This is a genomic window from Candidatus Pantoea floridensis (genome assembly GCF_900215435.1).
In the GTDB taxonomy this organism is placed as follows: domain Bacteria; phylum Pseudomonadota; class Gammaproteobacteria; order Enterobacterales; family Enterobacteriaceae; genus Pantoea; species Pantoea floridensis.
This window is the reverse complement of record NZ_OCMY01000001.1, coordinates 1838313-1862182: the sequence shown is the minus strand read 5'-3', so window position 1 is coordinate 1862182 and position 23870 is coordinate 1838313. Positions and strand designations below refer to the sequence as shown.

The window sequence follows — 23870 nt, the reverse complement described above, 5'->3', positions numbered from 1 at the left end:
AAAGGGTCGCGTTAATAGCATAAACGGCAAAGGAACAATGACTTTGTCGCTACTCTTCATCTACGAATTAATAGATTCATTAAACACTTCTTTTAATTTTAGTAACTACGCTCATTGCTCTGATTAATGTTAATCTTGATATCTGCCAGGAATAAAATCGCAAAAAAATAGCACGAGCCTGGTGATTTAAATTGAATCTAAAAAACAATGGTTTAGCCAAATAATACGCTATTTTATTGGATTCTTATTACAATACCAGCTAATTAGTTCCGAGAAAAACCGCTTTGCACGAAATAAAAAGTGAGGTATTAATCTCCTCGCTGAATAGGTATGTGGGATTACAACATTGAACAAAGGAGTTGTTTATGAAAGTAATTGAGAGAGAATTACTGAGCTTCATTTCTGGTGGTGGTGGTCGTAACGATCCCCCTCGGGGCTCAAATAGTAAAAACAATAGCAATAACGGTGGCGCTGGAGGTCGCTCAGGTTACAACAGCGGCTATGTGGTTGGTTGTAATAATGGCATCATTGGCGGCACTATTGCTGGGGCCGCTGGTGGAATCGTCGGCGCAGGCCTGGGAATGGTCGGTGGCGCGATAGCCGGGGGTTGTTTCACAGGCAGTGGCAACGGTAATAATAACGGTAACAGTAATTCCTCTGGAAATTGTAATTCAGGTGGGATGGGCGGTTCCTGCAGCCGATAGATAACCCTCACCCGCTCCTTATTTGCGAGCGGGTGAATAGGAGTTAGACGTGTTCTTTTTATTCAAGAATTTTGTTTTTTTTGTGTTTTTGATGACTGGTTTTTTATTTATTAGTGGCGCTGGGGTTGTTGCAGAATTCTTCATTTACACCCCGCCACCTGAGTTGTCAAAATTGGTCGTCATTATCAGTTCATTATTATCCTTTGTTGCTCTGGCTCATAAGGTAAACAGTTTTTTAGCAAAAAAATACAAAGTGTCATGATGACGATATAATGCTAAGGGAAAAGGCTGTATGGAAACAAACACTAAAAAAGAAGGTTTGTTAAACGTATCTCTTTTTCTTCTGATGTTTCTACTGACAGCTGTTCCGTTGCTCTTTCCCAATCGAAGAGAATTAATTGCGTCTGAATTGTTTTTACCGTATGGCTTTATAGTTGAGTTTTTTGTAATTGTGCCCGTTTATCTATTTAAATTTCAGAAGAAAGAGGGGTTCGGTGTCGGTAACTTTACACTAATGCAATTTGTTATATTTTTTTCTTTAATTTTAATAATTCAGTTTGTTATACCAAAGGTACTTTTTAACACAGGCGAAGTCGTTGTCAGCCATCAGCAGATTTCGCTACCGCTCTATACGCTTATTCTCACGCAAATATCTTATATTTTGATGGTGCCAGTTTATGAAGAGATAGCCATCAGAGGCGGGTTATTTGGCGCGTTAACTGTTTTTTCTAATAGTAAAATATTCTCTGCGCTTGTAACGTCCTTAATTTTTTCGCTGCTGCACACTCAGTATTCTGGGTTTAAGCCTTTCTTTCTTCTCTATCTTATTTCTTTAACGCTGGTTGCTGCGAGAGTCTTGTCAAAGGGATTGTTATTACCTGTATTGCTGCATGTCTTTATGAACGGCATTGTGGTCAATGGACATTATCTATTCGGCCACTAAAAATGAGTAAGGAATACTAAATTGTTTCGCCTGGAAGCGGTTGAGAATCACAGAATGAAATGGCGCGGTCGAGCCTTGCTGCTCCCCGGCATCCCTTTTTGGATCATTGCGGGGCTGTCTCTCTTTTTTATTACTCTATTCCTGACCTTTGTTATTGCTAGCACTTATACCCGTCGGATCAACGTCACGGGAGAAATATCCACTTATCCTCGCGCAGCTAATGTCTATTCCAGCGTTCAGGGTGTCGTGGTTAAGCAGTTCGTTACTGCAGGGCAGATGATTGAAACGGGTGCACCCATTTACCAAATAGACGTCAGCAAAACTACCCACAACGGCGTGGTCAGTGAAAATCAACGCCGGGATATTGATCACCAGCTTGAACGTATTACACAGATTATTAGCCGGCTTGAAAGCAGCAAGAAAGCCACTCTCGACATGCTGGAAAAACAAAAAGAGCAGTATGCCGGCGCGTTATTGCGCTCTACTGACATCCTCCGCCGCGCCCAGGAAGGGATCAGTATTATTAAGGAGAATATGGATAACTATCGGCGTTATCAGCTCCGGGGATTAGTAAATAAAGATCAACTTACCAACCAAGTAGCACTGTATTACCAACAGCAAAATAATCTCCTCGGACTATCAAGCCAGAATGATCAAAATGCGCTGCAAGTCACGGCGTTGGAGAGCCAGATATATACTCAGGGCGCTGAATTTGACAATCAGATTTACCAGATGGAACTGCAGCGTTTTGAATTGCAAAAAGAACAACTCAACATTGATGCCGGTGGAACCATCATTGTGCGAGCGCTGGCTGCTGGCCGTATCGATTCGCTGAGCGTTACGGTTGGACAGATGGTTAACGCTGGCGACAGTTTGCTGCAAATTCTCCCTCACACTATCGACCATTACGCCCTGGTGTTGTGGGTGCCCAATGACGCAATCCCTTATCTCACCCTCGGTGATCGGGTCAATATTCGCTATGAAGCCTTCCCTGCGGAGAAATTTGGTCAGTTTGCTGGCACCGTTACTGCCATCTCCAGAGCACCCGCATCACCGCAGGAAATGCTGACCTACCAGGGCGCACCCCGATCGGCATTAACTGCCGCGATCCCCTATTACAAAGTCATCGTCAGGCCAGAAAAGCCGGTTGTTATGTATGGCGGTAAACGTCTGAGTTTGGAGAACGGCATTAAAGCACAGAGCACGCTGTTCCTTGAAAAAAGGAGGCTATATCAATGGATGTTTTCGCCGTTCTACGACATGAAACACAGCGTTATGGGGCCAGTCAATGAGTAGATTGACCTGCAAAACGCTGGTCGGTCAGCTGGAATTATGGCTGCGCCACCGTGTCCCAATGATTCACCAAACCGAGTCAGCCGAGTGCGGTCTGGCCTGCCTTACAATGATCTGCGGATACTACGGCAAGAATGTTGATTTGATAGCGCTGCGACGGCAGTTCAACCTCTCGGCTCGCGGCACTACGCTGTCGGCACTGACGGGGATAGCTGATCAGCTAGGGCTGAGCACCCGACCGCTATCACTCGATATCGACGAGTTAGGCGCATTGAAGATACCGTGCATCTTGCACTGGGAATTCAACCATTTTGTCGTACTGGTAAGCATCCGGCGGAATGGTGTGGTGCTACACGATCCGGCGCGCGGCCGCCGGACGGTCAGCTTCGCAGAGCTGTCGAAAAATTTTAGCGGTGTGGCGCTCGAAGCCTGCCCAGGCAGCACATTTACCGCCGACAGCGTCCACAACAAAATCAGCTTCCGTACTCTGATCGCTAGCGTGCACGGCCTCAAGACCGTACTCGGCAAAATACTTTGCTTATCACTGGTGTTCGAGACCATCAATCTTGTGATGCCGGTCGGCACGCAGCTGGTGATGGATCACGCCATACCCGCAGGCGATCAGGGTTTACTGACCTTAATCTGTGCTGGATTACTCTTTTTTATCCTGCTGCGTGCTGCCGTGGGGATGGGACGCGCCTGGACCGCGCTGGTTATGGCAACGTTTATCAACGTGCAGTGGCAATCCGGCCTGTTCAATCATCTGGTACGCCTGCCGCTTGGTTACTTTGAGCGGCGTAAGTTGGGTGATATTCAGTCTCGATTCGCTTCACTGGATACGCTGCGCAGCACCTTCACTACCAGCATCGTTGGCGGCATTATGGACAGCATCATGGTGATTGGCGTGCTGGTGATGATGGTCCTGTATGGCGGCTGGCTGACCTGGATCGTGATAGCGTTTACCACCTTTTATGTTCTGCTGCGCCTGGTAACCTACGAGTATTACCGGCAACTTTCTGAAGAGTTATTGGTCAGGGAAGCGCGCGCCAGCTCGTATTTTATGGAAACACTCTATGGCATTGCCGCCGTCAAAATGCAGGGCATGGCTCAGCGCCGCGTCTCCCACTGGCTGAATCTCGAAATCGATTCAATTAACACCGGTATTCGCGTCACCAAAATGGATATGCTGTTTGGCGGTATCAGTACCTTTATTGCCGCCTGCGATCAGGTTGTTGTTCTGTGGATGGGAACCCTCCTCGTGATCGATAACCAGATAACGATGGGTATGTTTGTCGCATTTGGCGTTTTTCGCGCACAGTTCTCAGACCGCGTTGGGTCGCTGACAGAATTTTTACTGCAGCTACGCATGATGAGTCTGCATAACGAGCGCATTGCCGACATTGCTCTGCACCCGCGGGAAAATTATAGACCTGAGCTCTGCTACGAAGCGAGACTGCAACCAATGGGGCTGGCAACCCATGCGCTGAGCTACCGCTACGACAGCCAGTCACCGGCAATATTTGATGCACTGAACATTTCGATCTTACCGGGAGAGTGCGTGGCGATTGTCGGCTCGTCCGGTTCGGGAAAATCCACGCTGTTGAAAGTACTGTGCGGTTTATTTTCTCCTACAAGTGGCTGTGTCAAGGTGGATGGCGTTGATATCCAGCAAATCGGTATCAACAACTATCACAAGATGATCGCCTGCGTGATGCAGGACGATAAACTGTTCTGCGGCTCAGTCAGGGAGAATATTTGCAGCTTTGCAGAGGAAATAGATGAAGCGTGGATGAAGGAGTGTGCTCGGGCCAGCTATTTGCATGAGGTTATTACGCGTATGCCAATGGGATATGAAACGCTGATTGGTGAATTGGGCGAAGGGCTGTCTGGCGGGCAAAAGCAGCGGTTGTTCATCGCCCGGGCATTGTACAAGAAACCTGCGATTCTATTTCTGGACGAGGCCACCAGCGCACTGGACAAAGAGAGTGAAGCAATGGTGAATCAGGCAATCAAAAAACTGAGCATTACGCGGTTAATCATCGCACACCGAGAGAGCACGATAGCATCAGCAGATAGAGTTATTACGCTAAAGTCATGTAATTGACGACCTTACAACTGACCTGAGCCAGGTACGCATTCAGGCGCACCTGGCTACAACGCGGAATTTTTTACTCGCCGTTAAACGCGTTTTCCAACTCTTGCGCCAGAATTTGCACCGCGCGCTCAATCTTCTGCGCATCCGGCACGTAGTTCATGCGCATGCATTGATGGGTATGCGGCCATTCATGTTCCAGGCCGGGGAAGAAGAAGTGGCCGGGCACCATCAGTACGCCGCGCGCTTTCAGGCGCTGATAGAGCGTTTCGGTGCTAATAGGCAGATCGCGGAACCACAGCCACAGGAAAATGGCGCCTTCAGGTTTATGAATCAGACAGCGATCTTCCGGCAAATAGCGGCGCAGAATGGCAATCGTCTCGCTGACTTTGGCCTGATAGAACGGCTTAATCACCTCTTCTGACAGACGCAGCAAATCTCCGCGTACGATCATCTCATTGGCAATCGCCGGCCCAATGCTGCCCGGCGCGAGGCTGATAATGCCGTTCATGTTACCAATGGCGGCGATGGTGCTTTCATCGGCGACGATAATGCCACAGCGCGCACCCGGCAGGCCGAGTTTCGACAGGCTCATGCACAGAATGGTATTCGGGTTCCACAGCGGTCGCGCTTCGCTAAAGATGATGCCCGGGAACGGCACGCCGTAAGCGTTATCAATCAGCAATGGAACGCCGTGCTGCTGTGCCAGCGCATCGAGCTGCAGCAGTTCGTCATCGGTGATCACGTTGCCGGTCGGATTGGTCGGACGCGAAACGCAGATCAGCCCGATATCATCATTCAGCGGCAGGTGATCGAAATCGACGTGATATTTGAATTGGCCTTCCGGCAGCAGCTCAATGTTCGGTTTGGCGGAGACAAACAGATCCTCTTCCAGTCCGGCATCGGCGTAGCCAAGATATTCCGGCGCTAACGGGAACAGCACGCGTTTTTTGCTGCCATCGGCGCGACGTCCGGCGAACAGATTAAAGAGATAGAAAAACGCACTCTGGCTGCCGTTGGTCAGCGCAATATTTTGCGCGGTTAACGGCCAGCCGAGTTCCTCACGCAGCATCTTCGCCAGCGCTTCCAGCAGCAGCGCTTTGCCGCGCGGGCCGTCGTAGTTACACAGCGCTTCGCTCAGCTTGCCGTCCTGATGCATCTGCAGCAGCAGTTGATGGAAGTAGTCGTTCATCGCCGGGATTTGCGCGGGATTACCGCCGCCCAGCATGATGGTACCGGGCGTGCGCAGGCCTTCACCCATGTCTTCCATCAGACGGGAGATGCCGGAATGTTGAGTAAATTTGTCGCCGAACTGAGAAAAGGACATAGGAAGTTAAAACGTTGTGAAATCGAATGGGGAACCACCATAGCGCCCGCCGCTGGCAGGCGCAATGGGTAAAGCAGCCGGCTTAGCGTTGGATCTGTGGGTTCACGCAGTTTTTCTCCACTTTACCGCTTAGGGCTGCAATCAGATTATCAACCGCGTCGCGCGCCATGCCATAACGGGTTTCATGGGTGGCAGACCCAATGTGTGGCAGGGCCACCACGTTTGGCAGCGTTAAAATCTCGGCATCGGCAGGTACCGGCTCAACTTCGAAAACATCAAGCCCAGCGGCATGAATTGTGCCGTCTTTCAGCGCGGCGGTCAGCGCCTGCTCATCGACTACCGGGCCGCGACCGGCATTGATCAGGATTGCACTTGGCTTCATCAGCTTGAGCTGCGCCGCGCCAATCATATGGTGCGTCTGTTCGGTTAACGGCAGGCTGATGCAGACAAAATCACTCTCTTTCAGTAAGGTTTCGAGATCGCAGGCGCGCGCGCCAAAGCGGGTTTCGGCTTCTTCATGCTGACGGCGCGCATTGTAGAGAATATTCATACCGAAGCCGAAATGTGCTCGTTGCGCCAGCGCCAGACCGATGCGGCCCATGCCAAGAATACCGAGGGTTTTGTGGTGCACATCAATGCCGAAATGATCCGGGCCGATACTCGCTTTCCATTCGCCGCCCTTCACCCACTTATCCAGCTCGGTAACACGACGTGCAGTGCTTAATACCAGCGCCATCATGGTATCGGCGACGGTTTCGGTCAGCACGGTTGGCGTATGCATCAGTAATACGTTGCGTTGATTCAGTGCATCGACATCAAAATTATCGTATCCCACCGATACGGTTGAGCAGGCGCGCAGCGCGGGCATTTTTGCCAGCAGATCGCCATTCACTTTGCCGCCAGAGCCAAGTAAACCTTGCGCCTGTTCGAACTGTGCCTGGTGCTGCTGGATAGTTTCCGCGGAAATATCATCTACTTCAGTGACGGAGAAATGATCGTCCAGCTTGGCGCGCAGGTCATCTGGCAGGCTCTTATACAGAATCACAGCAGGTTTCATCTTTTGCTCCCTTTAAAATGTTGGGGAGGCCTTGCGGCCTCCCGAATCGATTACGCGTGCTTCGCCCCGTGGACGGGCGGCGAGGTTTTGTTCTGGGCGGGTTTCACGACAAGCGTTAGCCAAACCGAAGCCAGCAGCGCTGCACCCATGAAAATGTAGGAGGCAGCAGGGCTGCCGGTAGCCCCATTAAGATAGCCTACAATCCACGATCCAATGAAGGAACCGAGCGCGCCCATACTGTTTATCAATGCCATAGCCCCGCCGGCGACGTTGCGCGGCAGCATCTCGGGAATGATGGCGAAGAAGGGGCCGTACGGTGCATACATCGCACCACCGGCGATCACCAGCAGCGTATACGACAGCCAGAAGTTGCTGGAACCGACCAGATACGAACCGAGGAAAGCCAGCGCGCCAATCAGCAGCAGCGGCCAGACAAACAGTTTACGGTTCTGGGTTTTATCGGACGCCCACGACACCACGATCATCGCAATGGTCGCCACCAGATACGGCACGGCAGAAAGCCAACCGGCTTCCACCATACCCATCTGCGAACCATTGCGCAGAATGGATGGCAACCACAGTACGAAGCCATACACGCCGATGCTCCAGGCAAAATATTGCAGGCACAGCAGGATGACGTTGCGATTGCGGAACGCTTCACCGTAGTTACGTACCGCTTTAATGCCTTCCTGCTCTTTTTGCAGCTGCGCCTGCAGCGCCGCTTTCTCGCTTTCGCTCATCCATTTGGCCTGCGCAGGTTTGTCCTGCACCATAAACCACCAGGCCACCGCCCAGATGACCGCCGGGATGCCTTCAAAGATAAACATTTCGCGCCAGCCAAAGGATTCAATCAGATAGCCAGAAACCACCGACATCCACAGCACCGTGACCGGATTACCGAGAATCAGGAAAGTATTGGCGCGCGAACGCTCTGATTTGGTAAACCAGTTGCTGATATAGATCAGCATTGCTGGCATCACCGCCGCTTCCACCACGCCGAGCACAAAGCGAATCGCCGCCAGCATCGGGATGTTACTGACGATGCCGGTCAGCGAGGCGCAGCCGCCCCATAAAATCAGGCACCAGAAAATCAGTTTCTTAACGCTGCGGCGTTCGGCATACAGCGCGCCGGGGATCTGGAAGAAGAAGTAGCCGAGGAAGAACAGGGCGCCCAGCAGCGATGACATGCCTTTGGTGATGCCGAGATCTTCATTAATCCCTGCGGCAGAGGCGAAGCTGAAGTTCGCCCGGTCCAGATACGCCAGACTGTAGGTGATAAACACGATGGGCATGATAAACCACCAGCGTTTTGGCGCGATTGTCTGCGATTTCATGGGTGACTCCTCTGGTTGAGGTGGGCGCATTCTATGGATGCGCCTCGGAATATCGTTGTTGTAGGTACAGACTATTTTTGAATCTTTGTCAGGTGGTCGCCATGAATGGCGACCCTACAAAACCGCACCAATCTCGTAGGGTCGCCATTTATGGCGACCAGGGTTTTGAATACGGAATCGTGCTTAGTAATCGCCCAGCGCCGCGCGGGTCGGCAGGCCTTCGCTATCGCCGGCGACCTGAATCGCCAGTGAACCGATTTTGTTGCCGCGCAAAATCGCCTGCGGCAGCGTTTTTCCTTCCAGCAAGGCGCTTATCAGACCAACGGCAAATCCATCGCCGGCACCCACGGTATCGACCACGTTTGCCACATGAATTGGCGCCACCTGACCCTGCTCACCGCTGGCGGTTTTGTACCAGGCGCCATCGCCGCCGGTTTTAATCACCACCGCTTTCACCCCTTTATCGAGGTAGAAGTCGGCAATGGCTTCAGGCTGACTGAAGCCGGTGAGAATCAACCCCTCTTTCTCACCCGGCAGCACCCAATCGGCATATTCCGCTAAATGGTTCAGCTGCTTGCGCATCTCCTCTTCGCTGCGCCATAGCACCGGACGCAGATTGGGATCAAAGGAGATGGTTTTGCCACGTGCGCGCATCTCTTTCGCCGCGTGTTGTGCCAGCTGAAGTGACGTATCAGAGATCGCAGCCGCCACGCCGCTTAAGTGCAGGTGGCGCGCGTGACCAAAATAGTCGTCGTTGAAATCATCTGGCGATAGGTGGCTGGCGGCCGAACCTTTACGGAAATACTCCACTTCCGGATCGGAGCCATCATCAACGCGAGATTTAAGCTGGAAGCCAGTGCGATAGCGCGCATCGGTGGTGACGCAGCGGTGATCGACGCCCTCTTTTTCCAGCTGCTGCAGCGTAAAGCGGCCAAAACTGTCGTCGCCGACCCGGCTGACCCAACCCACGTTCAACCCGAGACGTGCCAGGCCAATCGCCACGTTGAGCTCGGCGCCGGCGATGCGTTTGATGAAGCCTTCAGCCGCCGCGAGATCGCCGGTTTGTTGGGCAATAAACATCGCCATCGCTTCGCCAATCGTCACCACATCCAGCGTTTTTTGCGTCATCATCGGTTCCTTACGCTGCACGCAGCAGGTCAACGTAATGGCGGGTCACCGCCAGCAAATCCGCACCTTCCAGCGGGAATTCGATACCGCGCGGTGCATCGGCGGGCAGCGCGTTGAGCAGCGAACGCCAGCTGTCATCGGCGTCATCCAGCGCGATGGCGCGGAAAGTGTCGCCATGCGGCACGGCGGCCTTAACGTGAATATAGCTGACATAACGGCTGAGCTGGGCCGCGGCCTGCAAACCCTCTTCACCCGTCCACTGCCAGTTGCCCATATCGAAGGTCATATCCAGCGGCAGAGCCGCATCGCAGGCTTGATGGAAGAAGCGCAGCATCGGCGCCAGTTTGCTGTCAGGTGTTTGGTCGTTTTCCACCACCAGCGTCACGTTTGACGCCTGCAACACGGCGAGCAGCGGGGTGACGTCCAAAGCAACGAAATGCCCTAACGCCAGCTTCAGGCGTTTAGCACCGATCTGCTCAGCTTCGTGCAGAAACTGGGCCAGACGCGGATTCAGTGCGCCATCATCCAGCCACAGCGCTTCCGGCACGGAATAGCTGGCGCTGAGCTGATGCTGGGAAATCGCGTTGCCCAGTGCGTGCAGCAGGCAGAGTTCACTGTCACTGAAGAGCTCGCGACGGATTTCTATGCCATCCGCGCCTGCTTTTTTTATCAGCGGCAGCAGCGCAGCCTGGCCGCCAAGTTCCGCTACTTTCTGCGCGCCGTATGCGGCAGATACAACAATAATTTCTGGTTTCATCGCTTCTCTCCGGGCATGACCACATCCCATTCGTTGTAAAAAAGCTAAATGGAACCGGTTCCAAAAGAAAGGCGCAGACTGCGGAAGTATGATCATGCTCACGAAGTGAGCCACAAATGAGGGGTTAGCGTAGCGGCTGGCTGGAGCCACGCACGATCAGTTCGCCGGAGAACAGCTGCTCACGGATCGCCGTCTCGCTGCCTTCAATACGCGCGATCACTTGCTCCAGCGCGGCATAGCCAATTTGCCAGGTGGGCTGCTTCAGGGTGGTAATGCCAACCCCCGCCAGCGCGGCCCACTCCAGCTCATCAAAACCGAGCAGGCCGATAGATTCGCCCCAGCGCAGTTGCAAGCGTTGCAGTGCACGCGCGACTTGCAAGGTGAGCGCGCCGTTAGCCGCGATTACCGCACAATTTTTACCCGGATGGCGCTGGTGGAAGTCACGTAACAGCGTTTCCAGCGCATCGGGCTGATGCAGCGCCACTTCGGCATTCTCCGCTTGCACGTGTGCGGTGTTTTTTACCGTGTCATAGAAGGCGCGCAGACGTTCGCGACGCGTGTTGACGCTGCCCAGCGGTTCACTGAGAAAGAGCAGCGCCTGATAGCCATTCTCCAGCAGATGCTGTGTGGCAATGTTCGACGCTTCAAGGTTGTTCAACCCAACCACATCGCAGGCGAAGTCGGGGATTTTACGGTCGATCAACACCATTGGCAGCATTGATTGCTGTAGCCGATTCAACACCTCTTCATGCATACCTACCGCATTCACCACAATACCTTCAACCTGATAGCTGCTCAGCAGCTGCAGATAATGCTGCTCGAGATCGACTTCATTGTTGGTATTACACATCAACAGAGTAAAACCCTGCGCGCGGCAGGCCGCTTCGATGCCGCTTAGCACATCCACCGAGTAGGGATTGGTAATATCGGCAATGATCAGGCCGATCAAACGGGTGCGGCCGCGTTTGAGCCCACGCGCCATCTGGCTGGGACGATAGTTGAGTTCGGCGATGGCCTGTTCGATACGGGCTTTGAGATCGGGCGAGAGGAGATTCACTTCGCCATTGAGGTAGCGTGAAACGCTGGTTTTACCGGTTTTTGCCGTACGGGCAACGTCACTGATTGTGGCTCGTGGCGGCCTGGTTTTCATTGCTTACACCTGCTGTAAAGAAACAGGCGAAGACTAACACAGCTCGCGCCTGGCGCAATCATTGCGCGTCAGAAGTGAGGCGCAATACCGGTTGCCACAGCGTCTGCAACTGGTTAACAGGGGTATCATTAAGCAGCTGTAGCACCATTTCCGCGATGCGCTCGCCGATGCGCTGCTGTGAGAGTTGCAGAATAGTATTGACCGGCTGATCGATGATTGAGTCATGCGGTAAACCATCGTAAACATACAGCGGGATAGCCTGCGCGCCCTTCAGCCTCGCAGCCTGCTGCAGGGCAATCGCGGCACCTTCACCCAGCGTACTGCAATCGGTAATGATCGCCTGCGGCGCATCGCCTTGTGCCAGCCAGGCATTGGTTTGCTGATAGCCGGAGCGGCGCGTAGCGGGCAACGCTGCCATCAATGATTGATCGACCGGCGCCTGGTGTTGGATTAACGCATCGATAAACCCCTGGCGGCGATCGAGGGTGAAAGTCGAGAATTCATTACTGCCGAGATAGGCGAGGCGCGGTAATCCTTGTTGCAGGCAGTGTTCTACCGCCAGAAAGGTGCCAGCGTGGTTATCGTAATCAATCCAGGCATAAGGCTGTGGCAGCTCGCTGCGGCCGAGTGTCAAAAAGCGAAACCCCTTCTGCTGCAAGCGTTGCAGGCGCGCATCCTGCGGCAGCGTGTGGGTCAGAATCAGTGCATCAATCGCGCCGCTGCGCATCATACGCATCAGCTTACGGTGCTGATCGTGAGATTTATCGGGCAGCAGCAGCAAATCAATATCGTGTTGAGCAAGGCATTGATCCAGCGTCAGCAGCATTTGGCTGTAATAGCTGTCATTGAGCGAAGCATGGCTGATAGGAAACACCAAACCCACCGCATTAGCGCGCCCGGTTTTCAGGCGGCGAGCAGCATCATTAGGGCGATAACCGCGCGCATGCGCTTCTTCTTCAATGCGTTTACGAGTGGCGGCGGCTACATCGTCATAGCCATTTAGCGCCCGGCTCACGGTGGTAACAGAGAGGCCAAGGGTAGCAGCGATGGCTTTTAGCGACATGATGACGTTCCATTGATCAAATTTTGATCACGCTAGCATAAAGGAAACGGCGGCTCTAGAAGTGGACGATTTTTTAGCTTTTTCTAACAAATATGCTGTTAAAAGTTGCTAAAAAGCGCGTAAAAACCGGCCTGCCCGCGCAGACCGGCTGCACGCTTAGCTCAGCGGGCTAAGCGTAATCTCTACACGACGGTTCTGCGCTTTGCCGTCTTCGGTGCTGTTGCTGGCGATCGGATTGTCCGGACCTAAACCTTGGGTCCGCAGGCGGTTTTGTGCCACGCCTTGCAGAATCAGGCCGCTGGCCACGCTCTCTGCACGCTGCTGTGACAGGCGCATATTCAGCGCGCGAGTGCCGGTGCTGTCGGTGTAGCCCACCACATTCACGGCTGTTTTTGGATACTCTTTCAGCACCATAGCCACGCCGGTCAGAGTATTGGCCCCCGCCGGTTTCAGGTTGCTGCTGTTGGAATCAAACGTAACGTTATTTGGCATGTTGAGCACGATGTTATCGCCCTGACGCGTCACGCTCACGCCGGTACCGCGCATTTTGTCGCGCAGTTTGGCTTCCTGCACGTCCATGTAATAGCCCGCGCCACCGCCCAGTGCGGCACCGGAGGCTGCGCCAATTAACGCGCCTTTACCGCGATCTTTCTTCGACGATGACAGCACGCCGACACCTGCGCCCAGCACCGCGCCTAACCCGGCGCCGATGCCCGATTTTCCGGCCTGAGATTCGCCGGTGTAAGGATTGGTGGTACATCCTGACAAAGCAACACTGCCGCTCAATAACAAGGTCAGCGCCAAAATACGCTTGTTCATAAAAAATCCCTCACAGATTTAAACGGGGAAAAGCCCCAAAACGGCACTATTATGCCGTTCAATAATGGGGAAATGCGTGAGAGGCAGTCTTAAAATGTAAAGAATTGCGTTAAAGATTATCAGGATGGCAGAAACAGGTGGTTTGATGATCGTTGATCAGGCCGCAAGCCTGTAGAAATGAGTGGCAAATTGTTGGGCCGACGAATTTAAAGCCACGCTTTTTAAGCGCCTTAGAGAGCGCAATTGCGGGTTCGGAGGTGGTGGGGGCCGCTTTATAATCCGCGTAATGATGCAAAATCGGCTGATTATCAACAAATGACCAGATAAAGCGGGAAAAGTCTTCCCCCGCGGCTTCCAGCGCGAGCAGCGCGCGGGCATTATTGATGATGGCTTCCAGCTTGCCGCGATGGCGGATCAGGCCGGCATCCTGCATCAGGCGCGCCAAATCGTCTTCATCCATCAGGGCCACAGCATTGGCATCAAATTCATGGAATGCGCGGCGATAATTTTCGCGCTTTTTTAATACCGTTATCCATGAAAGACCGGCCTGCTGGCCTTCAAGGCATATCATCTCGAATAAGACGCGCTTATCAGTTTGCGGAACACCCCATTCCTGGTCGTGGTACGCGATATACAGCGGATCCTGAGTTACCCAGCCACAACGTTGCATTGCCTCACTCCCTTTAGCAGATGAAAAAGCCGTAAATCCCTTGACGAATGACGAAATCGATTAATAGTTAAGCAATGGGTGCCGATAGTGATCTTATAAAATCTTAACGCCCATTCTCTTCCCCGGCTCGTCAGGAGTCTTTCATGTTGCAGAAAAGTCAGCGGACAGGCCAGCACAATCTTGCGCTGGCTTTTGGCGGTTTGTGGCTATTTTTTCTGGCCGGGAATGCGCATGCCTTAGATCAGACGAGCCAAAATAGTGCCCCCGATTACAACGCAATTCTTGCTGAAAAAATTTCCAGTAATCATCTGATGCTGACGGAAAATAGCGATGTCAGCTTGCTAGACGCGGCACTTAACTCACCCAATAACAGCGAGATGGTGCTGCATAGCGAAACCGCCAGCGTCGGTGCCGCGCCGTTTGTGAATCGTTACTCAGCAGGCTGGTCAATGCCGATGAGTGGCACAATCAGCACCGGGCCGGTTGCACAATTTGCGGTCGATGATTCGACGCTCAGCTGTCCAAAGTGTGAATGGGTAGACAGCAATAACGCCGAGCATATTGCGTCATTAGGCTGGCGCGTTGACTCCAGCCTCGGCGGGATATTGCCCTGGGCACAGGTGAGCTATAGCCATCTGGTGAATGAAGAGCTTTCTTCCCCCACGCGCCTCCGCCCCGATGAGACGAATGGCCGTGAAAACAATTGGGTGGATGTGAGCGTCGGCGCCAATATGCCGCTGGGCCAAAATATGGCGGCCTTTGCCTCCTTTGCACAAACCGGTGCGGTGAGCAGCGGCGAGCAGTTTATTTATAGCCTTGGCGTCAGCGCCAGCTTCTAATCGGCATAAAAAGAGAAGTGTTAAAAAGTGAGGTCAATATACTAAGCGCGCTAATCATTACCTTGGTCACAATATGCGCAACAATATTATTCTTATTAGCCGTGAAATTACGGCATTTATCATCAGTGGATTGGTGCTGGTTTTCTGTATGGCGATGGTCTATATCGACGTCAACTGGATGAACGATGCACTGCACGAAGCGTCTTTTACCGAAATCACGCAGGAGGTAATGCTGCTGCTGATCGCTTCCTGCTATTTCCTCTGCGCCTGGCAACGGCCGCAGCAGCGCAGCGTGCTGCTCCTGGTCGGCGGTTTTTATAGCTGTATGCTGATTCGCGAGATGGACTTTCTGTTCGATTTCATCAGGCACGGATCGTGGCTGTGGTTTGCGCTGGCGACAACGGCTGCCAGTCTGGCCATGGCATTGCGCCAGCCACGTCAGATTCTGCCCGGTCTGGTATCGCTGGTGCAGCATCACAGCTGGCAGATGATGGCCGCAGGATTACTGGCTGTGCTAGTGTTTTCACGCTTATTTGGCATGCATCAGCTGTGGGAACATCTGATGATGGACGGATATAACCGCGTGGTGAAAAATATGGCGGAAGAGGGCAGCGAGATGTTCGGTTACACTCTTTGCCTGATCGCCTCTGCACGCTATTTGTGGCAAACCCGACCACAGCCTGTCTCGGTTCAGGCACTGCCGGTTTCACGCCATGTGGAACACGCTCAACCGCTGTCTGCATCACGCTAATACCTACGACCTTTTTGGCGATCCCTTGCCCTAAAACAGGTACACTTACCGCATAACGTCGGTCTGAATTTGCCGCCCGACGCATCATGCTGGTTAACGTCAGGTTTCTTCATGTCAGTCAAAATCTTATCTTCAACGTTGGTGGGGCTGGATGGCTTTTGTCATGACCCGCTCGCGGTACTGCAACAGGCCGATAACGGCACGCTGGCGGTGCTGCATAACAATACGCCCGCGTTTTATGCGCTGACGCCGCAGCGTCTGGCGCAGTTGCTGGCGCTGGAAGCGGCCGCGCAGCAGCCTAATGATGTCACGCTGGATGAAAGTCTCTTTCAGACAGAAAGCGCGCCCATTGCCACGCCGGTGGGCAAGTTCGCTATGTACGAAGGCTGGCAGCCGGATAGCGATTTTCAGCGTCAGGCGGCCATTTGGGGCGTGGCGCTGAGCGAAGGCGTCACCGCCGCTGAGCTGGCCGCTTTTGTCGCGTACTGGCAGGCGGAAGGCCGATTATTCCACCACGTCCAGTGGCAGCAAAAATTAGCGCGCAGCGTGCAGATGAACCGTGCCGCCAATGGCGGGCAGCCAAAACGCGATCTCACGCAAATCAGCAATACTGATTATGATATTCCCGATGGATTCCGAGGTGAGTAATGAAAACGCCGAACGAACTTTTTAGCCGCCTGAAAAAAATGATGCCGTCCGACGTGCAGCCGAAATTTAAAAACGGTGCGGAGCTACTGGCCTGGAATCAGGAGCAGGGCCGTTTGCGCTCGGAAGCAATTGTGCGGGAAAACCGCGCGATGAAAATGCAGCGCATCATGGGACGCTCCGGCATCCGTGAGCTGCACATGAACTGCTCGTTCGATAACTATCGCGTGGAAAATGATGGGCAGCGTAAAGCGCTGGCGATGGCGCGCGAATATGCCGCTGGATTTGAAAATAGCATCTCCAGCTTTGTCTTTTCCGGCCGTCCCGGCACCGGCAAAAATCATCTTGCTGCGGCGATTGGCAACGATCTGATTATCCGCGGTAAAAGCGTGCTGATTGTTACCGTGGCCGATTTGATGTCCAGCATGAAAGGCACCTTCAGCGGTGGCAGTGATTTAACCGAAGAGCGTCTGCTGCACGATCTTAGCCATGTTGATCTGCTGGTGATCGATGAGATCGGTATGCAGAGTGAATCGCGCTATGAAAAAGTGATCATCAATCAGATTGTCGATCGTCGATCTTCATCGAAACGCCCGACGGGAATGTTATCCAATCTTGATCCGGCCGGGATGAATTCTCTGCTCGGCGAACGCGTAATGGATCGTATGCGCCTCGGCAATAGCCTGTGGGTGCGCTTTGATTGGGAAAGTTACCGCAGCCGCGTGCGCGGTGATGAGTATTGAGGGGGGCTATGAAAGCAGCCGGTAAAGGTCCAGCGTTACTTCGTCTGAACAATCTGAAGCGGGTAATGACGCAACTGCGTTCGACCCGCATCACCTCCCGCCAGGATCTGGCACTAGCGCTTGAACTCAGCAAAAACACCGTCTCTTTGATTGTTGATGATTTACTGGAGCAAGGGCTGATCAACGAGCTTGGCCCGGTCAGCGTGGCATCGGCCGGTCGGCCAAAAATTGAAATTTCGCTGCGCGCAGAAAAGTTGAAAAGCGCCGGCATTATGGTGGAACGACAGGCGATTCACTGGCGCGTCTGCGACTACTTTTCGCAGGTGATTGCGGAACAAACCTGGCGAACGGAAACCCGCGATCCAGAGCATCTGCTGCATGAGCTGGTGGAAGTATGCCAAACCCTGCATGCTGCCCATCCCGAGTTGCTGGGCGTAGCGATTGGCTTCCCGGGCATCATCGATCCCGTGCGTGGATGGGTCCATTTCTCTGCCCATCTCGGTTGGCAGGATGTTGATGTCATGACCCTGCTGCACCGTGAAGTCCCTTTGCCTCTGCGCATTATGAACAACGTTAAAGCCGCAGCGCTGCTCTCGGTGCAACAGCTGGAGCTGGATAAGTCGCAGAGCCATTTCTATCTGCGTATCTCTGAAGGATTGGGCGGAGCGCTGGTGGAGCAGGGTGAAGTGTTCACCGGCAGCAGCTGGACGGCTGGCGAGATTGGCCATCTGACCATTCAGCCCAACGGCGAGCGCTGTAGCTGCGGACGGCTGGGATGTTTGGAAACGTTGGTGAGTAAGCCCGCGATTCAGCAGCAGCTGGCAAAACGCAAATCGGGTTTGCGCTGGCAGAACTGCGAGAGCGAGCCGGAGATCGTCAATGAGGTGATGAAGCAGGCGGGCACCCATTTAGGCAATGCGCTGAGTCAGGTCATGCAGCTGGTGAATCCGGCCAGCATTATCATTGATGGACCCTGGAATGCCCAACCTGCTTTTGTGCTTGCCGTGCAGCAGGCGGCGCAGGCCGGTGCGCTGGCCTTTACCTTCGCCCATACTGCGCTGCATTTTCTGCCGCTGCGTATCGATCCTGCCAACGGTTTAGCACTGGCGGTGATCGAGCAGTACGAGCGTCCAAGCCAATAACAGCGCGATAAATCGCGCCGCTACAAGTCCGTAGCGGCGCAATTCATTGCGCATCCTTTCGATTAATGCCTTGGAATATCAAACGACTCGCTCGGCTTGCCAGTTGCGGTGCTCTCCGGCAAATCGGCTTCGACATTAAACTTACGCAGTACCAACGCATGGATCTTCTCAAGCGATACGCCCGCCGTTTCTGGTAAATAGCGGAAGGTAAAGAAGTACATCCCCAGCGAGAAAATCGCGAACAGCAGCAGCGGGAAGCCGCCGTGGAACATATCCAGCAGCATCGGGCTACTGTTCATAATTGGGAAGGTGCTGCTGATGACAAAGTTCGCCATCGACATCGCACAGATGGAAATCCCCACGCAAATCGAACGAATCTCCGTAGGGAACACTTCGCCCAGCACGGTCCACACGATCTGTCCCCACGTCATACCGAAGAAGATCATGTAAGCGAACAGGCCAACCACCGCCAGCATGCCCGGTAAATGGTAATAGAAGGCGATAAAGGAGTACGTCAGGCACACGCAGGAGGTGATGGCACCCAGCAGCAGCAGCTTACGACGCCCCACTTTATCAATCAGCAGCATGCCGGCCAGTACACCAATAAACTGACAAATCGACAGCCAGAAAGTTTGCAGCAGCGCCGAGTCGGTGCTGCCCGCCACATTCTTCAGCAGCGTGGGCCCGAAATACTGAATCACGTTGATACCGCTAATCTGATTACCCACCGCCAGGCCAACACCGACGATCAGCAGCGGAATGGTCGTTTTATCCAGTCGCAGGCGCGATTTATGCTGTTGAGCGGTTTTGTCAGAAAAAGAGTGTTTGATTTCGTTGAACACGCTCTCGGCATGTTCGCGGTTTGAGATCTTGGTCAGCGTATCCAGCGCTTCATCATATTTCCCTTTCAGCACATTCCAGCGCGGAGATTCCGGGATAAAGGCGATGAACAGCATAAACAGTGCACAGGGCACCAGCGCCGTCGCGAGGATGTAGCGCCAGCCCATATTGATCATCACCTCGGGCAAGGTGGATTTAGTGATGAAATAGTTGGTCAGCAACACGACTGATTGACCGCCGACGCAGCACACGGCATACAGCGCGGTCGTGCGACCGCGAAACTTTGAAGGGGAAAGTTCGGCCAGATAGATGGGGGAAATCACCGATGCCAGGCCAATCGCTAACCCCCCGATCATGCGGAAGATAACAAAGACGGTGAAGTTATGGGCGATAGCAGTACCGACCACCGAAACGGTGAACAGTAGAGCGGTGATGGCGAGTGATTTCTTGCGTCCGAGTCTGTCGCTGAGGCGCGGCGCCATAAAGCAGCCGACCAAACTACCGAGCAAGATATTGGAAACCGCCCAGCCCGTTTCAGCTGGCGTTAACTGGAAATATTCACTTAAGGGTTCGATTGCACCGGAAATAATGGAAGAGTCATATCCCATCAGCAGGCCGCCAAATGCCGCGACGGTACAGCAGAGAATGACATACTTCATGTTGTAGCGTTTTTGCCTGGTATCCATTGTTATAGCCCCTTGTCTCTACGGCCTGAACGTTGCTTGTTCAGAAAGAGGGTGGTGTAGGTTCAGATGTTCAACTGTTATTCACGCGAGGTCTTCATTGTGGAATATATGTTCTAAATGGTGTTTTTTGGATCATTTTTTCCGAAAAGTGTGAAGGTGGTTGCGAAATTCATTGATTAACGGAGCCGCGGCTAATTTATAGCTCAATGAAATGATAGGTTTTTCGTCAGCGTTCTTTGTAAGGACATTGCAAAGCTTGCTTAATAATGGAATTTTCATTCTGTTGTGCGCTCAGCATTGTAGATGTTATTTCAGTATGCTGAGCGGATTAGCGCGTTTCATTTTTTGCCAGGCAACGGGCATAATATGTTGATTCTCAGCCCCTCTTTGCGGACGCCGTAATGAAAACGCAGCGCATCACCCTGGACGATATTGCTACCTTGGCAGGCGTCACGAAAATGACGGTCAGCCGCTATCTGCGCACCCCTGAGAAGGTCAAAACGGAGACGGCAGAGAAGATTGCCAGCGTTATTGCCGAAATTGGCTACGTCGCGGATACCGAGAACGTGGCGACGAGCCGGCAAAATCCTCCCCGTATTGGCGTATTAATTCCTTCCTTTAATAATCAAATCTTTGCCGATCTGCTGGCAGGAATCGAATCGGTTACCAGTGCGCAAGGCTATCAGACGCTGGTGGTCAATTATGATTACAACGCGCAGCGTGAAGAGGAGCAGATCGCTACGGTGCTGGCCTTCAACATCAAAGGGCTGATTCTGACTGAATCGGTACACACGGTGCGGGCGGAGAAATACCTTAATGCGGCCAATATCCCCGTGGCAGAAGTGATGGGGCTGACGGAGGCGCGTGGACGTATCAACGTGGGTTTCGACAACTATCGCGCCGGCTACGATATGACAGCCATGCTGCTGGCCAGCGGCAAACAGCGCGTCATCTATTTTGGTTCAATGTCCGATCGCCGTGATGAGCAGCGCTATGCCGGTTATCGCGATGCGGTTGAAGCCGCGGGCTTGCCTGCAGGGCGAATCGTGCCAAATAAGATCTCCTCGGTATCGATTGGAACCGGCATGATGACGCTGGCGCGCCAGCTCTATCCTGAGATGGATGCCATTCTGTGTACCAATGATGATTTGGCGGTCGGCGTGTTGCAGGAGTGCCAGGCGGCGGGCATTGCCGTTCCGCAAGCGATGGCGATTGCCGGTTTTCACGGGCTGGATATTGGTCAGGCAACCACGCCAAGATTAGCCAGCGTGATTACGCCACGCTTTGAGATGGGCAAAGTGGCGACGGAAATCATCCTGAAAAAAATTAATCAGCAGCCGACCATCGAGCAGGTAAATTTGCATTACCGGCTCTCAATGGGCGCGACCATCTGAAAAAATAAAACCCGCTTCAGGCTGCAGCGGAAGCGGGTTTTTTACAGCCTGACGAACTCAGTCGCGCGCTGTCGTGGTAGGAACAATCGGTGGCTGAGCATGATGCGCACGCTTCAGGAAGCGACTTTCCAGCACGTTCCATGAGGTGTAAGCCAGCGCCAGCGTAATCACTATCGTCAGCAGCAGACCAACAAAGGCATTGGAATCGTACACGCCAAAGTGCTGCAGTACCTGAATGATCGGCCAGTGATAGAGATACATACCGTATGAGAGATCGCCGTACTGGCTGATTTTGACCTCTTTGCACAGGTTGGTGCAGAACAAAATCACCACGGAAGAGAACGCCACCGGTTCAATGATGAAGGCATAATCGGTGCTCTTAAACAGCAGGAACAGCACCAGTGAAACAATGGTAATTTCCTTCAGGCGCTCAAAAATGGGCTGATGAACCGCTAACAGGCTACCGAAGAAGAAGTAAGACGACAGCGAGATAAACTGTTTCGCCAGCGTATCGGCTTTCGCGCCGGTATAAATGGTAGTGAAGTAGAAGAACCAGGCGCAGGAGATAATGAAAATCACGCTCCACACTTTCAGTGGATGCCTTTTCATCAACGGCACGATAAACGGCAGCAGCACATAGAGCGTCAGTTCGGCCTTGATGGTCCACAGCGATCCATCCATCGGCTGATTCGGGTTGTGAGTGAACACGCCCGGCAGCGAAGCCTGAATGAAGTTAAGGAAAGAGAAGTTAGCAATCAAATACTTGATGGTTTCTTTATTCTTGAGGAAATCCATCAGCGGCAGCGTGGTCAAACACATGCCAATCACAAAGCACAGAATAATAACGAATATATAAGCAGGTAAAATGCGTTGCGCGCGTTTAATAAAATAGGATTTAAGTGATTTACTTCTTAAGTAACTTTTCGCAATAAGAAATCCACTTATTGCGAAAAATCCTTTCACGGCAAAGTCACTATTTAGAAAATGAGCGAGGAAACGAATATCGGCATTCCGTGTCACCTCGGCGGCATGCACGAGCATGACGATAAAAGCGAGTGAGAATCGTACGATGTCAAAGTTATTTTTTTCGTTCATGTCTGCATTCTTACATTGAGTGACGTGGCACCAGAAAAGTCATGGGAGACTTCGCGTGGATGGTTAGGAATATTCCGACCTCTGCTGGCACAGATGTTACCTATTAGAGGTTCAAATAAAGCAAAATGCAACTGATGCCAGAATTAGGCAAAATATTCAGAATTTCGCCAGGCGTCTATCAGTGTTATCTTATAAAATGAAAAACGCTAACTGTAATCAGTTAGCGTTTCTGGTCCTACCGGAAAATCTTAAAGCTTTGTGAAACCTGATAGCCAGTAATCGACTGCTTGCTGGAAACAGTATTGTAATAAAGGTAATACAACACCATTAATATGGTAATGGCCACTGCAACCAATTTCTTGAGCTTTTTACATTCCCAAATACACAGGGAAATCAGCACCGGTTCAACCTGTAATAAATAGTTAGCCAGACGACCACCTGAAGCATAATCCTGCAGCGCCATCCTTAGACCACTACCAATCGCGAAGGTAATGACCAGAATGTAATAAGTGTTAAACTTTTCAAGATCAAGGTTTTTAATCTTATCGCTGAGCACAACAAAACTAAAAATAAATACGAAGCCAATATTTTTCAGGTTAGAGAGGGTGAGAATCCCCTGATCCTGAGTCGAATCCTGATTGGCGTAACCCATTGCCCTGTCGCCTAATCCGCCAAGATGGCTGGAGAGTAAGGCAATCAGCGCCGAGCTGCCCATAAAGGCGAGCGGCAGGCTGGCCAGCACGATGAAGATTGGAATGTATTTGTTTTTTCGGACAATCATCGCCAAAGGAATGAGAATGGCAACAATCGCGGTGGCATGACTAATAAATGAAAGAATAAAGGTGGTAAACATCCCGGATTTGCTGCGGCGGGACATATGGTAAACAAAGCCCATCAGGAAGGCGGAACATAAACCGAAGCGAATTTGGTTCATGTCTTTGTTAATGAACAAGTGTGCGGAGTATACGGCCAGTGCAACCAGTGGCAGCGGCGTTAGTTTGCGGAAATAGTGGGCATTGACGCCAACCGAAATCACAGCAAAAACAAAAATGAAGATATCGGGATTCGCCGTAAACATACGGGTAATCCCAGCAATTGCGTATATAGCGGGTTCGTAACGAAACTCCTCTACGGTACGCCAAAAGCCTTCGATAACAATTTTATCAACAAACTGTACGAAGAAATCACGATACTGGAAGTCATCCAGGCCGGTTCCCAGGCCACGAATACCGCCGAAAGTAAAAAGTACTACTACGGCGACAAAATAAAGATAGGTTCTGATTTGTGCTGTGTTTTCATTTTTACTTAACATGGTTTCGACGATAGCGACGAAAGTCAGGCTAAGACTTATGATCCAGTAAATTCCCATGGTCACATATTCTTATAGTTTAAAATTTA

22 protein-coding genes are annotated in these 23870 nt (G+C 52.2%); 10 read left to right on the top strand and 12 right to left on the bottom strand.

Going from position 1 to position 23870, the window contains the following annotated elements; genetic code table 11:
- The first annotated feature begins 365 nt into the window (after positions 1 to 365).
- The 4 genes from CRO19_RS08660 (at position 366) to CRO19_RS08640 (ending at position 5044) form a co-directional block, all read left to right on the top strand.
- Positions 366 to 704, top strand: a complete 339-nt coding sequence (locus CRO19_RS08660) for a hypothetical protein (RefSeq protein WP_097095469.1) — start codon at positions 366 to 368, stop codon at positions 702 to 704.
- A gap of 292 nt (positions 705 to 996) precedes the next feature.
- Positions 997 to 1647, top strand: a complete 651-nt coding sequence (locus CRO19_RS08650) for a CPBP family intramembrane glutamic endopeptidase (protein WP_097095467.1) — start codon at positions 997 to 999, stop codon at positions 1645 to 1647.
- Positions 1648 to 1668: 21 nt separating this feature from the next.
- Entirely contained in the window at positions 1669 to 2943 is a 1275-nt protein-coding gene (locus CRO19_RS08645; RefSeq protein WP_097095466.1) for an HlyD family secretion protein, read from the top strand.
- Positions 2936 to 5044, top strand: coding sequence for a peptidase domain-containing ABC transporter (locus CRO19_RS08640; protein ID WP_097095465.1), 2109 nt, complete (start codon positions 2936 to 2938; stop codon positions 5042 to 5044). Before CRO19_RS08645 ends, CRO19_RS08640 begins: the two co-directional genes overlap by 8 nt.
- Positions 5045 to 5108: 64 nt before the next feature.
- On the opposite strand, the gene CRO19_RS08635 is transcribed toward CRO19_RS08640, so the two are convergent.
- From CRO19_RS08635 to CRO19_RS08595, 9 genes are all read right to left on the bottom strand, one after another.
- Positions 5109 to 6359, bottom strand: coding sequence for a valine--pyruvate transaminase (locus CRO19_RS08635; protein ID WP_097095464.1), 1251 nt, complete (start codon positions 6357 to 6359; stop codon positions 5109 to 5111).
- Between the two features lie 82 nt (positions 6360 to 6441).
- Positions 6442 to 7416 (bottom strand): glyoxylate/hydroxypyruvate reductase GhrB, encoded by a 975-nt coding sequence (gene ghrB, locus CRO19_RS08630; protein WP_097095463.1) that lies wholly within the window; start codon positions 7414 to 7416, stop codon positions 6442 to 6444.
- A gap of 50 nt (positions 7417 to 7466) precedes the next feature.
- Positions 7467 to 8750, bottom strand: a complete 1284-nt coding sequence (locus CRO19_RS08625) for an MFS transporter (RefSeq protein ID WP_097095462.1) — start codon at positions 8748 to 8750, stop codon at positions 7467 to 7469.
- Positions 8751 to 8933: 183 nt separating this feature from the next.
- Positions 8934 to 9878 (bottom strand): sugar kinase, encoded by a 945-nt coding sequence (locus CRO19_RS08620; RefSeq protein WP_097095461.1) that lies wholly within the window; start codon positions 9876 to 9878, stop codon positions 8934 to 8936.
- A gap of 10 nt (positions 9879 to 9888) precedes the next feature.
- Positions 9889 to 10635 (bottom strand): sugar phosphate isomerase/epimerase family protein, encoded by a 747-nt coding sequence (locus CRO19_RS08615; RefSeq protein ID WP_097095460.1) that lies wholly within the window; start codon positions 10633 to 10635, stop codon positions 9889 to 9891.
- Positions 10636 to 10759: 124 nt separating this feature from the next.
- Positions 10760 to 11785: a LacI family DNA-binding transcriptional regulator gene (locus CRO19_RS08610; protein WP_097095459.1), complete on the bottom strand. Its 1026-nt coding sequence runs from the start codon at positions 11783 to 11785 to the stop codon at positions 10760 to 10762.
- A 58-nt stretch (positions 11786 to 11843) separates the two neighbouring features.
- The gene (locus CRO19_RS08605) at positions 11844 to 12848 is read right to left on the bottom strand and encodes a LacI family DNA-binding transcriptional regulator (protein WP_097095458.1); all 1005 of its coding nucleotides are present in this window, start codon (positions 12846 to 12848) and stop codon (positions 11844 to 11846) included.
- 156 nt (positions 12849 to 13004) lie between these two features.
- On the bottom strand, positions 13005 to 13667 hold the full coding sequence (locus CRO19_RS08600) for an OmpA family lipoprotein (RefSeq protein ID WP_097095457.1): 663 nt from the start codon (positions 13665 to 13667) through the stop codon (positions 13005 to 13007).
- A gap of 109 nt (positions 13668 to 13776) precedes the next feature.
- Positions 13777 to 14337 carry a DNA-3-methyladenine glycosylase I gene (locus tag CRO19_RS08595; protein ID WP_097095456.1) on the bottom strand — a complete coding sequence of 187 codons (561 nt, stop codon included), beginning with the start codon at positions 14335 to 14337 and terminating at the stop codon, positions 13777 to 13779.
- A 143-nt stretch (positions 14338 to 14480) separates the two neighbouring features.
- Here CRO19_RS08595 and CRO19_RS08590 point away from each other — a divergent pair, with 143 nt between their 5' ends.
- The 5 genes from CRO19_RS08590 to CRO19_RS08570 all read left to right on the top strand — a co-directional run bounded on the left by CRO19_RS08590 (position 14481) and on the right by CRO19_RS08570 (position 18457).
- Complete coding sequence (locus CRO19_RS08590; RefSeq protein WP_097095455.1) at positions 14481 to 15176, top strand: autotransporter; 696 nt, start codon at positions 14481 to 14483, stop codon at positions 15174 to 15176.
- Positions 15177 to 15249: 73 nt separating this feature from the next.
- Positions 15250 to 15927, top strand: a complete 678-nt coding sequence (locus CRO19_RS08585) for a hypothetical protein (RefSeq protein ID WP_097095454.1) — start codon at positions 15250 to 15252, stop codon at positions 15925 to 15927.
- A 111-nt stretch (positions 15928 to 16038) separates the two neighbouring features.
- The gene (dnaT, locus tag CRO19_RS08580) at positions 16039 to 16575 is read left to right on the top strand and encodes a primosomal protein DnaT (protein ID WP_097095453.1); all 537 of its coding nucleotides are present in this window, start codon (positions 16039 to 16041) and stop codon (positions 16573 to 16575) included.
- Positions 16575 to 17315: a replicative helicase loader DnaC gene (gene dnaC, locus CRO19_RS08575; RefSeq protein WP_097095452.1), complete on the top strand. Its 741-nt coding sequence runs from the start codon at positions 16575 to 16577 to the stop codon at positions 17313 to 17315. The genes dnaT and dnaC overlap by 1 nt, the downstream gene beginning before the upstream one ends.
- An 8-nt stretch (positions 17316 to 17323) precedes the next feature.
- A complete protein-coding gene (locus CRO19_RS08570; protein WP_097095451.1) occupies positions 17324 to 18457 on the top strand; it encodes an ROK family protein in 1134 nt (377 codons plus the stop codon).
- Positions 18458 to 18519: 62 nt separating this feature from the next.
- Here the strand turns inward: CRO19_RS08570 and CRO19_RS08565 are convergent, their stop codons facing one another.
- Entirely contained in the window at positions 18520 to 19983 is a 1464-nt protein-coding gene (locus tag CRO19_RS08565; RefSeq protein ID WP_097095450.1) for a sugar porter family MFS transporter, read from the bottom strand.
- A 401-nt stretch (positions 19984 to 20384) separates the two neighbouring features.
- Here CRO19_RS08565 and CRO19_RS08560 point away from each other — a divergent pair, with 401 nt between their 5' ends.
- Positions 20385 to 21377 (top strand): LacI family DNA-binding transcriptional regulator, encoded by a 993-nt coding sequence (locus tag CRO19_RS08560; protein WP_097095449.1) that lies wholly within the window; start codon positions 20385 to 20387, stop codon positions 21375 to 21377.
- A gap of 57 nt (positions 21378 to 21434) precedes the next feature.
- On the opposite strand, the gene CRO19_RS08555 is transcribed toward CRO19_RS08560, so the two are convergent.
- Complete coding sequence (locus CRO19_RS08555; protein ID WP_097095448.1) at positions 21435 to 22472, bottom strand: acyltransferase family protein; 1038 nt, start codon at positions 22470 to 22472, stop codon at positions 21435 to 21437.
- Between the two features lie 235 nt (positions 22473 to 22707).
- Positions 22708 to 23841, bottom strand: a complete 1134-nt coding sequence (locus CRO19_RS08550; RefSeq protein ID WP_097095447.1) for an EpsG family protein — start codon at positions 23839 to 23841, stop codon at positions 22708 to 22710.
- Between the last annotated feature and the right edge of the window lie 29 nt (positions 23842 to 23870).

What these genes read in the sequence shown, in the direction of transcription:
- CRO19_RS08590 (WP_097095455.1), top strand. Translation starts at nt 14,481, where the DNA reads ATGTTGCAGAAAAGTCAGCGGACAGGCCAGCACAATCTTGCGCTGGCT.
- ghrB (WP_097095463.1), bottom strand. Translation starts at nt 7,416, where the DNA reads ATGAAACCTGCTGTGATTCTGTATAAGAGCCTGCCAGATGACCTGCGC.
- CRO19_RS08595 (WP_097095456.1), bottom strand. Translation starts at nt 14,337, where the DNA reads ATGCAACGTTGTGGCTGGGTAACTCAGGATCCGCTGTATATCGCGTAC.
- CRO19_RS08635 (WP_097095464.1), bottom strand. Translation starts at nt 6,359, where the DNA reads ATGTCCTTTTCTCAGTTCGGCGACAAATTTACTCAACATTCCGGCATC.
- CRO19_RS08565 (WP_097095450.1), bottom strand. Translation starts at nt 19,983, where the DNA reads ATGGATACCAGGCAAAAACGCTACAACATGAAGTATGTCATTCTCTGC.
- CRO19_RS08610 (WP_097095459.1), bottom strand. Translation starts at nt 11,785, where the DNA reads ATGAAAACCAGGCCGCCACGAGCCACAATCAGTGACGTTGCCCGTACG.
- CRO19_RS08585 (WP_097095454.1), top strand. Translation starts at nt 15,250, where the DNA reads ATGCGCAACAATATTATTCTTATTAGCCGTGAAATTACGGCATTTATC.
- CRO19_RS08615 (WP_097095460.1), bottom strand. Translation starts at nt 10,635, where the DNA reads ATGAAACCAGAAATTATTGTTGTATCTGCCGCATACGGCGCGCAGAAA.
- CRO19_RS08660 (WP_097095469.1), top strand. Translation starts at nt 366, where the DNA reads ATGAAAGTAATTGAGAGAGAATTACTGAGCTTCATTTCTGGTGGTGGT.
- CRO19_RS08625 (WP_097095462.1), bottom strand. Translation starts at nt 8,750, where the DNA reads ATGAAATCGCAGACAATCGCGCCAAAACGCTGGTGGTTTATCATGCCC.
- dnaC (WP_097095452.1), top strand. Translation starts at nt 16,575, where the DNA reads ATGAAAACGCCGAACGAACTTTTTAGCCGCCTGAAAAAAATGATGCCG.
- CRO19_RS08570 (WP_097095451.1), top strand. Translation starts at nt 17,324, where the DNA reads ATGAAAGCAGCCGGTAAAGGTCCAGCGTTACTTCGTCTGAACAATCTG.
- CRO19_RS08555 (WP_097095448.1), bottom strand. Translation starts at nt 22,472, where the DNA reads ATGAACGAAAAAAATAACTTTGACATCGTACGATTCTCACTCGCTTTT.
- CRO19_RS08600 (WP_097095457.1), bottom strand. Translation starts at nt 13,667, where the DNA reads ATGAACAAGCGTATTTTGGCGCTGACCTTGTTATTGAGCGGCAGTGTT.
- CRO19_RS08620 (WP_097095461.1), bottom strand. Translation starts at nt 9,878, where the DNA reads ATGACGCAAAAAACGCTGGATGTGGTGACGATTGGCGAAGCGATGGCG.
- CRO19_RS08650 (WP_097095467.1), top strand. Translation starts at nt 997, where the DNA reads ATGGAAACAAACACTAAAAAAGAAGGTTTGTTAAACGTATCTCTTTTT.
- CRO19_RS08560 (WP_097095449.1), top strand. Translation starts at nt 20,385, where the DNA reads ATGAAAACGCAGCGCATCACCCTGGACGATATTGCTACCTTGGCAGGC.
- dnaT (WP_097095453.1), top strand. Translation starts at nt 16,039, where the DNA reads ATGTCAGTCAAAATCTTATCTTCAACGTTGGTGGGGCTGGATGGCTTT.
- CRO19_RS08550 (WP_097095447.1), bottom strand. Translation starts at nt 23,841, where the DNA reads ATGGGAATTTACTGGATCATAAGTCTTAGCCTGACTTTCGTCGCTATC.
- CRO19_RS08605 (WP_097095458.1), bottom strand. Translation starts at nt 12,848, where the DNA reads ATGTCGCTAAAAGCCATCGCTGCTACCCTTGGCCTCTCTGTTACCACC.
- CRO19_RS08640 (WP_097095465.1), top strand. Translation starts at nt 2,936, where the DNA reads ATGAGTAGATTGACCTGCAAAACGCTGGTCGGTCAGCTGGAATTATGG.